Origin of the sequence: Pseudomonas sp. CIP-10, assembly GCF_020911845.1 — a bacterium.
GTDB lineage: Bacteria > Pseudomonadota > Gammaproteobacteria > Pseudomonadales > Pseudomonadaceae > Aquipseudomonas > Aquipseudomonas alloputida.
In genome coordinates this window covers 2,871,351-2,883,456 of sequence record NZ_CP087160.1, presented here as the reverse complement: position 1 = coordinate 2,883,456, position 12,106 = coordinate 2,871,351, and the positions used below count along the sequence as shown (strand labels likewise).

The following is a 12,106-nucleotide window of genomic DNA, read 5'->3' as shown; positions in this document are numbered from 1 at the left end:
GTTATTACATCTAATAACATGCGCAACCCAACATGTGATCCCCTTCCAGCTCGTGGGCAGTGCCCGAGTCAGTACATACCCAACAATGCAACGTTATAGCGTGAAAAACGGAGACTTTACGTGAACCCTCGTGCCCCCCTTCTGGCCGGCCTGACGCTGGGCTTGTTCGGCCAGCCGATTTCAGCGGCACAACCCTTGCTGCTGAACGAAACCTCCATCACCGATGCCTACCTCGAAGAGCGCGCCGACGGGCCGGTGCAAGGCTATCGTGCCAACCGCTCTGCCACGGCCACCCGCACCGATACCGACATCCGCGACACGCCGCAGAGTATCGACGTCGTGCCCGCGCAAGTGATCAAGGACCTCAACACCACCCGCATCGACCGCGCCCTGGACTTTGCTGGCGGCGTGTCGCGGCAGAACAACTTCGGCGGCCTGACTTTCCTCAACTACAGTGTGCGCGGCTTCACCACGGGCGAGCTGTACAAGAACGGTTTCGCCATCAACCGCGGCAGCTACAGCTCGCCGGACACGTCCAACATCGAGCGCATCGAAGTGCTCAAAGGCCCGGCTGCCAGCCTGTACGGCCGTGGCGACCCTGGCGGACTGGTCAACATCGTCACCAAGCGCCCCCAGGCCGAAGCCTTCAGTACCCTCACCCTCAGCGCAGGCAGCTGGGACCGCTACCGCACCGCCCTGGACGCCAACTCGCCGCTGGACAGCGAAGGGAATCTGCTGGGCCGGATCAACCTCGCCGTCGAAGACAACGACAGCTTCCGCGATCATGTCGGCAGCGAGCGCCGTATCGTCAGCCCCTCCCTGAGCTGGCAACTGTCACCCGACACCCGACTGATGATCGACACCGAGTTCTCCCGAACCGAGTCGGTGTTCGACCGCGGCATTCCGGCGGTCAACGGCGAAATGGGGTCGGTCAAGCGCTCGACCTTCCTTGGCGAGCCGAATGACGGCGAGATCCGCAACGACAACCAGACCCTCGACGTGGCGCTGGAACACGTGCTCAACGACAACTGGACGCTGCGCCTGGCCAACCACTACACCCAGGGTACGCTCAAGGGCAACAGCTCCGAACCCCAGGCCCTGGTGGGCACCACCATCACGCGCTTCTATCGCGAACGCGACTTCGAATGGAACGACAACATCACCCAGGCCGAGCTGCACGGGCAGTTCGAGCTGGGTGGCTGGCAGCATCAGACCCTGGTCGGGCTGGAGTACGAAAACTACCGCAACAGCCAGAAGTACCCGCAAAGCGCCACCTCCGCAGCGTATGGGCTGGATATCTACAACCCGGTATACGGCAAGCCGAAGCCAGCCATCACCCGTGCCAACGACTTCTTCGAGCACACTGAAAGCTACGCGATCAACCTGCAAGACCAGATCGCTTTCACCGAGCGCCTGCGCGGGTTGCTGGGCGTACGCCTGGAGCGCTTCGAACAGACCTCGCAGAACCGCACCACGGGTCTCAGCAACAGCCAGGAAAAGGACGTTGCCACACCGCGCATCGGGGTGTTGTACCAACTGACCCCGCAAGTCGGCGTGTTCGCCAACGCATCCACTTCGTTCAAACCCAACACCATCGGCACCCAGGGCCAGGTGTACAAGCCTGAAAAGGGCTCGGGTTACGAGACCGGGGTCAAGCTCGACCTTCTCGACAGCCGCCTGGGCGCGACCATCGCCCTGTTCCATATCGACAAGGAGAACGTCATCACCACCGACGCCCTTGGCGAGAGCGTGGCGGCGGGCGAAGCGCGCAGCCAAGGCCTGGACCTGCAGTTCAGCGGCCAGCTGACCGACGCGTTGCGAGTGATCGGCGCCTACGCCTACATCGACGCCGAGGTCACCAAAGGCGACGCAGCCCTGCCCAAAGGCAGCGACTTGCTCGGCATCGCCCGTAACAGCGGCAGCCTGATGGGCGTTTACGAATTCCAGGACGGTGCCCTGCGCGGCTCGGATGTGGGCGCGGCGGTGAACTACGTCGGCGAACGCTCCGGCCAGGCCGGCAGCGACTTCACCCTGGACGCCTACAGCACGGTCGACCTGTTGGCGCACTACAAAGCCAGCGAACAGGTCACCGTCGGCCTTAACCTCAACAACCTGTTCGACCGCAAGTACTACGAACGCTCGTACAACAGCGCTTGGGTGCTGCCCGGGGAGCCACGCAACTTCAGTGTAAGCCTGACCCTGAGCCTTTGAACCGAGGAACCATCATGCATCCATCGTTGAAAGTCGCTTCCCTGTTGACCCTGATGGTCAGCGTCAACGCAGGCGCCCACGGTCTGTGGACCGAGGAGCGACGTGGCAATATCGAGGCCGTGTACGGCCACGGCGCCGAGGATAACGCCTACAAGGCGGAAAAGATCAAGCGCGCCTGGGCGTTCGACGCGGCCGGGAACATGGTCCCGGTCACGGTCAGGCGCCTGGCGGATCATGCCGTGCTGCAACCACTTACCCCGCCTGCGGCACTTGCCGTGCTGCTGGACAACGGGCCTTGGTCGCAGCGCCCGGACAGGCAATGGGTCAATCAGGATCGCACCCACGTCAAGGATGCGATCGCCTCCACCCACAGCTTGAAGTACAGCCTGGCAATCTACCAGCGCGGTGCTCGCTTGCCGAAACTGGACATGCTGCGTTTGGCGATTATCCCCCTGAGCGACCCTGTGCAAGTCGGGCCAGGCAAGACGCTGGAAGTGCAGGTACTGCTCGATGGCAATCCGGCTGCGGATATCCCGCTGCAGGGCGATTACCGGGGCGCCCCTCATCAGGTCAGCGCCACCACCGACAAGCAAGGGCGGGCACGTATCACCGTACGCAATGAAGGACTCAACATCATCGCGGCCCAGGCTACCCTGCCAATGGCAGACGGCAGCCCCGTGGCCCAGCAGAGCCTGTTCAGTTCACTGACGTTCCTGGGTGAGCCGCACCACGAGTAACATAAGCGACCTACCTCGGCCGTGACGGCCGAGGTATGGCAGTTGGAGGCGTTCGGAATGAGTGCCTGCAACCAGCATCCGCACCATGACCATTGGCACAAGCCCAGCTGCGGCCACACGGCAATCGAACACGATGGGCATGTCGATTACCTGCATGATGGGCACTTACATCACATGCAGGGCGATCATGTTGATGAACACACTAGGTCGCGTTTGCCGAGCCCCCAGCGCTAATTGAAGAGGTCAACACTTGCGGGCGCTCCTCGGGCGCTACCACCGGGGCAGCAGGCATCCGGTATTGGTTCTCCCACTTCGCCACAACCAGAGGCGCCAGTGCGTTGCCCAAGACATTCAGCGCCGTGATCGGCATGTCCATCAAGCGATAGACTCCGGCGATGAATGCAATACCTTCCACCGGCAGACCGGCACTGGTCAGCGTAGCGGTCAAGATCACGAACATCGCACCCGGGACGCCGGCTGCGCCCTTGGAGGTCAGCACCATGATGATGATCAGCATCACCTGGTCAGCCAAGCTCAGGGGAATTTCATACAGCTGCGCGATGAACAGCGTGCCGATGCCCACGAACAGCGATGCGCCATCCAGATTGAAGGAATAACCCGTAGGAATAACCAACGTAGCAATCGAACGCGGCGCACCGTAGGCCTCGACCTTTTCAATCAGCTGGGGCATGACAGTCGCCGAGGCGGCAGTACTGAACGCCAGGATCAACTCATCCTTGATCGCCTTGATCAGGTCGAAGATGTTGATCCCTGCAACCTTCGCGATGCCGCCCAGCACGACCACGCCGAACAGAATGACCGCGACATAGGTGACGGCAATCAGTTTTGCCAGAGGCAGCAACGCGGAAAGCCCGAAGTTGGCTACCGTCACGCCGATCAGGCCAAAGATCCCGATGGGTGAGTAGTGCATCACGATATGCGTCACCTTGAACATCGTCGCGGAAATGGCATTGACTACCGCGATCAACGGCATTTTCTTCTCTTTGTCCAGAGCACTTAGCCCAAAGCCGAACATGACCGAGAAGAACAGGACAGGCAACAGCTTTCCTTGCGCCATTGCACCGACGATATTGTCCGGGATGATATTGAGGATGACTTGAGCAAACCCTGTGCTCTCCGAGGTAGAGGGAAGCGAGAGCGATTGGGTGTTTGTCAGCGTCGTCAAGTTGGCACCTACGCCTGGCTGCGCAAGATTGCCAACCAGCAGGCCACACACAATTGCGATGCTGGTCACGACAAAGAAGTAGAACAAGGCTTTCACCCCTACCCGCCCTATCGCCTTGCTATCACCATTGCCTGCAATCGCGCCGACCATGCACGCGAATACAAGGGGTATGACAATCATCTTCATCATCTTGATGAAAATATCGCCGACGGGTTGCAAAAAGCTGCTGATTATCCAGGCTTTGTGCTCGGGAAAGAAATTGAGAAGTGCCCCCACTACAACCCCGAGCACAAGACCTACAATAATTCTAGTCACCAGACTAGTCTTCGCCATACGTCCTCCAGTTATTATAATTTGGACTGTACATTGGCCGGCAAAAATGCCAAACACATCGTTGGAGCCTGTTATTTTTATTGAGTGGCCACTCATCGATACACGCCTCTTATCTCACGCAGACAAAGCGGGAGGCGCGTCCCGAAGGTTTATGCCAATCAGCTGGCAAATACACCTTCAAAGTCCTTGAACCCTTTGATCTCGATCGGGTTGCCACTGGGGTCCAGGAAAAACATCGTTCGCTGCTCCCCAGGTTGGCCCGGGAATCGTACAACCGGCGGTATGTCGAACTGCACGCCATGAAGCGCCAGGCGGTCTGCCATCGCGAACCAGTCATCCAGATGCAGCACCAAGCCGATATGCGGCATCAGCACTTCATGGTCGCCGACTTTACCGGTACGGGTAGTCGGAAAAGGAACACCTTTGTGAAGCGAAATCTGATGACCGAAGAAATCGTAATCCACATAAGTTTCACTCGTACGGCCTTCTTTGCAGCCGAGAATGTTACCGTAGAAGTTACGAGACGTTTCGAGATCTGTGACGTGGTACGAAACATGAAATAACGATTTCATAACTAACCTCTTTGCTTCGTGATAGAACTTTTGGGGAGGTTAGCGTAGCCTCGCGCACGTGCTAAAGCGCATTTTTCCATCTCTCAGCGAAAGGAAATGTTTTGGACACTCGATTTCTCGAAAGCCTGATGGCGGTGATAGAAACTGGCTCGATTGCAGCGGCTGCTCGACGGGAAAACCTGACCGCACCTGCAGTCAGCCAACGTATACAAGCACTCGAGAAATCGCTGGCGTGCGAACTCCTGAACCGAAGCGCACACGCTGTCGAACCTACCGAGAAATGCCTGTCGTTGCTGCCGAAAATTCAAGATCTGATCCAGGGGGTAGCAGAGCTGAAAGAGAATCTGGACACCAGTAGCCTGTCCGGGTACCTCAAGATCGGCGCGATTTCTACAGCGTTGACAGGCCTATTGCCGGAGGCCATGAATCAGCTATCAAGTATTGCCCCGCAACTGAGGCTACGCATCACGCCAGGGGACTCGCGCAGTCTTTACGAACAAGTAGCCGGCGGAGAGCTCGATGCGGGAATCATGGTATGTCCGCCCTTCACCGTCCCCAAAACCATTCGCGTACAGGTGCTTCGAGAAGAACCCCTGATGCTTTTGACCAAAGACCCGATTGACAAGCGCGACATCCGCTCGACGATTCTTGGTCGAAACCTGATTCGATATGACTCAAATGCCTGGGGTGGGCAGATTGCACAGCAATACTTGAATGACAATAACCTGCAACCCGATGTCCTCTGCAATCTGGATGCGCTAGATGCAATCTACATCATGGTCGCAAAAGGTATGGGGGCCTCCGTCGTCCCGCTATGGGCGGGATTGAAAACTGACGACGTACAGGCAACGCCCGTGTCGGACGCTGACCGCTACATGCGCCAGGTAGTCCTGCTTTACAAGTCCAACCCCAGAAGGCCTAAAGCGGTGGAGGTTTTGAAGGAACAGCTTATGAATAACTGCAGCTTCCCATCGATCACACACGCGCTGCGTTGACTGCCTCAGCCATCATGCTTGAACTGACTCGGGGCCGGATCTCACCACGCCCATACTGGCAACAACAGGAGTGGCGGCCTACCTCTCCGAGGGTGTCGCCCATCTCGTTACCCCTGCGCATTTTAACCCGGCTGCAGCCGGCATGCCGCGCGCTTGTTTGCACACGCGGGCAGTGGACTTGTGCTTTACGAACGCCGCGCTCTTGCTGCCGAACTCATCGGTGAGCACTGAGTCTCGGTGGGCCTGTACATGAAGCCGACATTGCTGCGATAGCCATCCCCCGACAGTACCCGATTGACTATTCGTGCTTGAAAAATCCCCCCTGTTCAGATGCACCAGAACATGTAGAATCCCTCGCCAACCTCTAAACCTGATCATTCAGTTGTCACGCCGAGTCCTGCAATGAAGCTGGCCCACCACACACGATCACAGGTCGCCTGGGTGCTGTATTTCAGCATCCTGTTCGGCTCGTTGCTGTGCGCCATGGGCCATGGGCAAATGGCCGGGTTGCGCCTGGCTGGCATGGATGATGCCGCCTGGTGCGCGGCCGACAGCAGCGGCATGGTCCAAGGTGAGCAAGACTTCAGCGATCCGAGCCTGCCTGCCGGCGGTGACTGCGTGATCGCCAGCCTGTTCAGCGCCACACTGCTGGCCGTCTTTTTCGGCCTGCTGACCCTGCTCGCCGGCGAGCCGGGCAGCCCTTTACCCAACCAACCTCCGCCACGCCTGCCCAAGCAGCGCTGGCCACTGGTCAATCCCCGCGCCTCTCCCGCTTCGCTTCTCGCGTTCTGACATCGCCACGTCCCCGTGCCGCCTGATCGGCAGCGGGCGTGTGCTCACCGATTTCAGCCAGGAAGCCTTGCATGTTCCGCATGACCACTTTGGCGCTGCTCGTTGGCAGCGCAACCTGTGCCTGGGCGCAGGATGACACCCTGACCCTGCCGGCCAGCAATGTCACGGCCACAGCCAATCAACCCACGGAGGCAACCCGCCTTGACCTTGATCGCCCCATCGAAAGCGGCTCGCGGCTGAACCTGAGCGCCAGGGAGAACCCCGCCTCCGTCAGCGTTGCCGACCGCAAGACCATGGAGCGCATTGGCGCACGTAACTTCCAGGACGCCGCCAATGCACTGCCCGGGGTTAACGCCTCGGCTCCGCCCGGCTGGGGGGGATATGTGGCGTACCGAGGGTTCAACGGTGCCCAGATCAGCCAGTTGTTCAATGGCATCAATTTGCAGTATGGCGGCGCGGCGCGCCCGGTGGGCGCCTGGATCTACGACCGCGTCGAATTGCTCGGCGGGCCGTCCTCCTTCCTCAACGGCAGCGGCGCTGTCGGTGGCAGCCTCAATTTCATCACCCGGCTGGCAAGCCGTGACGAAGACACCTTCGAAGGGCGCGTCAGTTATGCACGCTACGACACCATGGAAACGTCGGTTGCCTTCAACAAGGCGCTGAACACGGGCGACGGCCCACGCCACTATGCGCGCCTCGACTACAGCCGCACCAGCACCAACGGCTATATCGATCGCCAGGAGAATGGGGCCGGCAACCTGGCCTTCTCACTGCTTAGCGACATCAACGACCAGCTCTCGCACACGCTGGCCATCGAGTACCTGGAAGAGCAAGAGGACAGCCCCTACTGGGGCTCACCCGTATTGCAGCCACTGGTCGGTACCTTGCACATCGACAAGCACAACCGTTTCAACAACTACAACGTCGAAGACGGTCGCTACGAGCAGCGCACCCGGTGGCTGCGCTCGATCACCGACTATCGCTTCGACGACACCACCCAACTGCGTAATACCTTCTACCACTACAACGGCCAGCGCGATTACCGCAATCTCGAGGTGTATCGCTACAACGCCGACAACAGCGCCATCGCTCGCTCCGGCGGCTATCGCCAGCGGCACGACCAGGAGGTCAACGGCAACAAGCTCGAGCTGACCCACCAGGGCCAGTTGTTCGGCCTGGCCAGCGACTGGGCGTTCGGCATGGACTACAGCACCAACCAGCAAACCAACTACCCGCTGTCCAAAGGGGCGTTCGACACGGTTGACCCGAATAGCTTCGAACCCGGGCACTTCCTCGATATCCCCGGCATGGACGCGCCCATGACCAAGGGCAGAACCACCACCACCGACACCACCTCGGCCTTCGTCGAGAACCGTACCCGTCTGACCGATCAACTGTCATTGATCACCGCGCTGCGCTACGACCATATCGACTTCGACGTGGTCGACCATGTGGCGCGAGCCAGGCTCGACCGACGCTGGGACGCCATCACCGGGCGCCTGGACCTGGTCTATGACCTGACCTCCAACGTCAGCCTGTACACCCAATACAGCACCTCGGCCGAACCACCAGGCGGTACCCTGACCAGCGCCTCGATCAGCCAGGTCGGCGACTTCGACCTGAGCACCGGCCGTCAGGTCGAGGTAGGCAGCAAGTTCGACTTCCTCGACGGCCGCGGCTCGGCGACGGCAGCGGCGTATCGCATCGTGCGCAAGGATATCTCCGTGCCCTCCTCGACCGTGCCCAACACCACCGAGCAGGCGGGCCAGCAGACCTCCACCGGCATCGAGCTGGCAGCCTCGTTCAAGGTCACGTCCAAGCTGCTGGCGGCGGGCAACTTCAGTTGGGTGAATGCCGAATACGATGAGTTCAACGAGACCATCGGCGGCGTGGTGTACTCGCGCAAGGGCAAGCACCCGGTCAACATCCCCGACCGCGTGGCCAACCTCTGGTTGACCTACGACCTGGCGCCCGGCTGGCAGGTAGGGGCCGATGCCCGCTATGTCTCATCGGTGTACGCCAACACCGCCAACACCGCATGGGTACCGTCGTACACCGTCTACGGGCTGTCCATGACCCACGACCTGGACAAGCACGTGCAAGTCAGCGCGCGGCTGCGCAACCTCACCGACGAGGTGTATGCCCGCTTCATCCACCAGACCAACACCCAGTACTACCTGGGTGAACCGCGCAGCCTGGAAGTCGCTGTGCAGTGGCGCTACTGATGAGCGTGGAGCCAGCTGTACCTTTGGCACCGCTGGCTGGGCATCGTCGCCTGCCTGTTCATGGCGCGGTGGTTCGTCTCTGGGGTTGCCATGCTGTAGGACGGCTACCCCAAGCTGACACCGACCGAGCGCCTTGCCCACCTGCCGGCTTTGCCGGCGGGGTGCTGCGCCGAGTTGCCCAACCATTGGGCGCAACAGCCGCTAAAGGCGCTACGCCTGTTCGCCTGGCTGATGCGGGTGTTCAGGGTGGCCGCCAGCATGCGCAGTCATTGAGCCCTCAGCGTGGTGCACCTGCGACAAAATGGCATGCCACGCAACGTATACAGCCCGCAACGGATGCGGCTCAATTCGCGCCACGTTCGGTCGGGTGACTCATGCTTTCACGTGCACGTGCACAACTTTGTCTGTTCGCCTGCTTCGCCCTGCTGTTCAACCTGCTGGCGATGCCGCTTGACCGTGCCTTGCAGGCACCCCGCATCGACAGCCAGTCGTTGATATTTGGCAGCTTCTGCAGCCTGCACGGTGCCCAGAGCCTGCCCAAGTCACTGTTGACCCAGCTCAAGGCAGACCTGCCGCAACTCGACCATTCCCCTGAACCCAAGCATCAGCGTGGTGACTGCTGTTGTGGCCATGCCAGCCATGCCTTGGCAGGCGGTGATTACTACCGCCATCTGTTCCCCCGCTACTGGCCGGCCGACCTTCTACTGGGAGACCGTCATGTTTTGCCGCTGCCACGGGATCAGTGGCCTCGGCTGAACCCCCGCGCCTCGCCCCTGGCCTGAACCGTCGCTGCTGTCTAGTGGTCATGGCGTGCGCTGCACGACGCCTGACCTTGCCCGACCGTTTTTGCCAGGAAACCACACATGCCTGCGTCCCGTTGCACCGCACGCGCCGTATTGCCCGTGCTCGCCTTGTTCGGCCTCAACCCACTGTCACTTGCCATCGCTGAAACACTGCCTGCCGAAAACTCGGTACTCACCCTCGGCGCGGTCAATGTGACCGGCACCGACAGCGGCCCGCTGGCCACAACCAGCGTGCTCAGTTCGGTGGATATTCTGGGCGGCGACATCCTCGAGAAGATGCCTGTTGCCTACAGCTGGGAGCTGTTCCGCCGGGCACCGGGAGTGATGCTCACCGAGTTCAACCAAGGCACCACCTCCGGCAAGCTTTCGTTCCGCGGTTTCAATGGCGAAGGCGAAATCAACGCCGTGAAACTGTTGATCGACGGCATTCCCAGCAACACCAATGACGGCAACATGCCCTTCATCGACTCGGTGTTCCCCATGGACATCGACAGCATCGAGGTGGTGCGCGGCACCAGCGACCCGCGCTATGGCCTGAACAACATTGCGGGCAACGTCAACATCAATACCCGTACCGGCGGCAACTACAACAAAGCGCGCATGCGTTATGGCAGCTTCAACACCCGCGAGGTGCAACTGGCCAAGGGCATCGAGACCAGTAACTGGACGCAGAACTACTTCTTCGCCCGCCAGCAGGTCGACGGCTACCGCGACCATGCCGACACCGAACGCTACAGCTTCGGCGGCAAATGGTTCTATACCCCGGACGATGGCAACTACCGCGTGGGCCTGATCGCGCGCCACTACGAGTCCGAAGCCCAGGAGGCCGGCTACCTGACCGAGGATGACGCCCGCCATCATCCGCGCATGAGCAATGACTACAACGCCACGGACAAAGGCACGCGGCGAATGAACCAGGTCAGCGTGCACTTCGACACCGACCTGGCCGAGACCCTGTCCTGGTCGGCCAAGACCTACCTCAACACCTATGACGACCGTCGCTGGACGCAGTACTGGCGCACCAGTTCACAGCAGGAACGTGACACCTACGAGGATCAGTACGGTGCCATTACCTCGCTGACTTGGCGACCACAGGTGGACTGGCTGCATGCGTTTGCCCTTGAAGGCGGAAGCGATGTGCAGAAGCAACAGAACCGCAGCGAACGCTACCGCACCGTGGAGCGTGTACGCCAGGCGCAGACACGCGACCAGGACTTCGACTTCAACACGGTCGGTGCCTACGTGCAGGCGGAGATCGAGCCGTTCGAATCGCTGAAGATCGTGCCGGCCTACCGGGTGGACAAGATCAGTGGTGACTTCACCAACAAGATGACCGGGCAGGACTACGACATCAACGACTACGGGCTGATCAAGCAGCCCAAGCTCAGCATTGTCTATTCGCCGTGGAAGTTCGCCAGCGTTTACGCCAACTGGGGCCGCACCTTCCAGGTCGGGACGGGCGCCGCAGCCTACAAGGTGCCGCCGCGCAACGAGGACCTGGACCCTTCGATCAACGAAGGCTGGGAAACCGGCGTCAAGTTCACCCCGGCCAGCTGGGTCGATGGCCGCGTGGCCTATTGGCGTCAGGACGCCTCTGGCGAAGTGAGCCGTCGCCTGAACGACCCTAGCGGCGAGTCGGACAACGTCGGCGAAACACGCCGCTGGGGCTATGACCTGCAGGTCAACCTGCACCCGGACGAACGCACCGAGGTGTGGATGTCCTACTCCTGGCAGTACTCCAAGATCCTTGAGCCCAGCAGCGCGTTACCAAGCAGCAAAGGCCAGGAAATCGATCACGTGCCACACCATCTGTGGAACACCGGCATCAGCTACCAGGCCACTCCCGCGCTGCAACTGACTGCCTGGGCGAACGGGCAGACCAACTACTACCTGGAGCGGGAGAACACCCAAGGTACGTATGGCGGCTACGTACTGATGAACCTCGGTGCAACGTACAAGGTCAGCGAAACCATGAGCATGGACCTGCAGTTGAAGAACCTCACCAACCGCTACTATGAGTACGTGTGGTACGACCCGGATGGTGCGGAGGCTTCCCTGCACGCCCCGGGTGACGGTCGTGCGCTGTATGCCGGCGTGACGTTCGACTTCTGAAAGCCTGCACGTTGGTCGGCGCCAGTGGCTCGGGCAACGCCCTCAGTGGCCTTGGCTTGCTCGACCGCTTGTTGGCCGTCGCGATCAATTGGCTTTCGAAGTGCCGGAAAACACGCTATGTTCGTGATTGAACTTGCGAG

General features: G+C 60.3%; 9 protein-coding genes. 7 read left to right on the top strand and 2 right to left on the bottom strand.

The features are described 5' to 3' along the window. Nucleotides 1–120: 120 nt before the first annotated feature. Nucleotides 121–2,211: a TonB-dependent siderophore receptor gene (locus tag LMH93_RS13130; RefSeq protein ID WP_279912953.1), complete on the top strand. Its 2,091-nt coding sequence runs from the start codon at nt 121–123 to the stop codon at nt 2,209–2,211. Nucleotides 2,212–2,225: 14 nt separating this feature from the next. After that, nucleotides 2,226–2,948, top strand: a complete 723-nt coding sequence (locus tag LMH93_RS13125; protein ID WP_004577556.1) for a DUF4198 domain-containing protein — start codon at nt 2,226–2,228, stop codon at nt 2,946–2,948. Between the two features lie 202 nt (nt 2,949–3,150). Here LMH93_RS13125 and LMH93_RS13120 read toward each other — a convergent pair whose 3' ends face one another. Then, complete coding sequence (locus LMH93_RS13120) at nt 3,151–4,467, bottom strand: cation:dicarboxylate symporter family transporter (protein WP_230065291.1); 1,317 nt, start codon at nt 4,465–4,467, stop codon at nt 3,151–3,153. A 158-nt stretch (nt 4,468–4,625) separates the two neighbouring features. Beyond that, nucleotides 4,626–5,039, bottom strand: a complete 414-nt coding sequence (locus LMH93_RS13115; RefSeq protein WP_004374879.1) for a VOC family protein — start codon at nt 5,037–5,039, stop codon at nt 4,626–4,628. A 101-nt stretch (nt 5,040–5,140) separates the two neighbouring features. Between LMH93_RS13115 and LMH93_RS13110 the strand changes: the two genes are divergently transcribed. The 5 genes from LMH93_RS13110 to LMH93_RS13085 all read left to right on the top strand — a co-directional run bounded on the left by LMH93_RS13110 (nt 5,141) and on the right by LMH93_RS13085 (nt 11,966). Further along, the gene (locus LMH93_RS13110) at nt 5,141–6,034 is read left to right on the top strand and encodes a LysR family transcriptional regulator (protein ID WP_230065290.1); all 894 of its coding nucleotides are present in this window, start codon (nt 5,141–5,143) and stop codon (nt 6,032–6,034) included. A 402-nt stretch (nt 6,035–6,436) separates the two neighbouring features. Then, a complete protein-coding gene (locus LMH93_RS13105) occupies nt 6,437–6,826 on the top strand; it encodes a DUF2946 family protein (RefSeq protein WP_098090439.1) in 390 nt (129 codons plus the stop codon). A 71-nt stretch (nt 6,827–6,897) separates the two neighbouring features. Beyond that, on the top strand, nt 6,898–9,051 hold the full coding sequence (locus LMH93_RS13100; protein ID WP_230065289.1) for a TonB-dependent receptor: 2,154 nt from the start codon (nt 6,898–6,900) through the stop codon (nt 9,049–9,051). 374 nt (nt 9,052–9,425) lie between these two features. After that, nucleotides 9,426–9,833 (top strand): DUF2946 family protein, encoded by a 408-nt coding sequence (locus tag LMH93_RS13090; RefSeq protein ID WP_230065288.1) that lies wholly within the window; start codon nt 9,426–9,428, stop codon nt 9,831–9,833. An 81-nt stretch (nt 9,834–9,914) separates the two neighbouring features. Then, nucleotides 9,915–11,966, top strand: coding sequence for a TonB-dependent receptor (locus LMH93_RS13085; protein WP_230065287.1), 2,052 nt, complete (start codon nt 9,915–9,917; stop codon nt 11,964–11,966). The last annotated feature ends 140 nt before the right edge of the window (nt 11,967–12,106 follow it).

Coding starts and splice junctions, on each gene's coding strand:
- LMH93_RS13105 (WP_098090439.1), top strand. CDS start 6,437: ATGAAGCTGGCCCACCACACACGATCACAGGTCGCCTGGGTGCTGTAT.
- LMH93_RS13125 (WP_004577556.1), top strand. CDS start 2,226: ATGCATCCATCGTTGAAAGTCGCTTCCCTGTTGACCCTGATGGTCAGC.
- LMH93_RS13085 (WP_230065287.1), top strand. CDS start 9,915: ATGCCTGCGTCCCGTTGCACCGCACGCGCCGTATTGCCCGTGCTCGCC.
- LMH93_RS13115 (WP_004374879.1), bottom strand. CDS start 5,039: ATGAAATCGTTATTTCATGTTTCGTACCACGTCACAGATCTCGAAACG.
- LMH93_RS13090 (WP_230065288.1), top strand. CDS start 9,426: ATGCTTTCACGTGCACGTGCACAACTTTGTCTGTTCGCCTGCTTCGCC.
- LMH93_RS13100 (WP_230065289.1), top strand. CDS start 6,898: ATGTTCCGCATGACCACTTTGGCGCTGCTCGTTGGCAGCGCAACCTGT.
- LMH93_RS13120 (WP_230065291.1), bottom strand. CDS start 4,467: ATGGCGAAGACTAGTCTGGTGACTAGAATTATTGTAGGTCTTGTGCTC.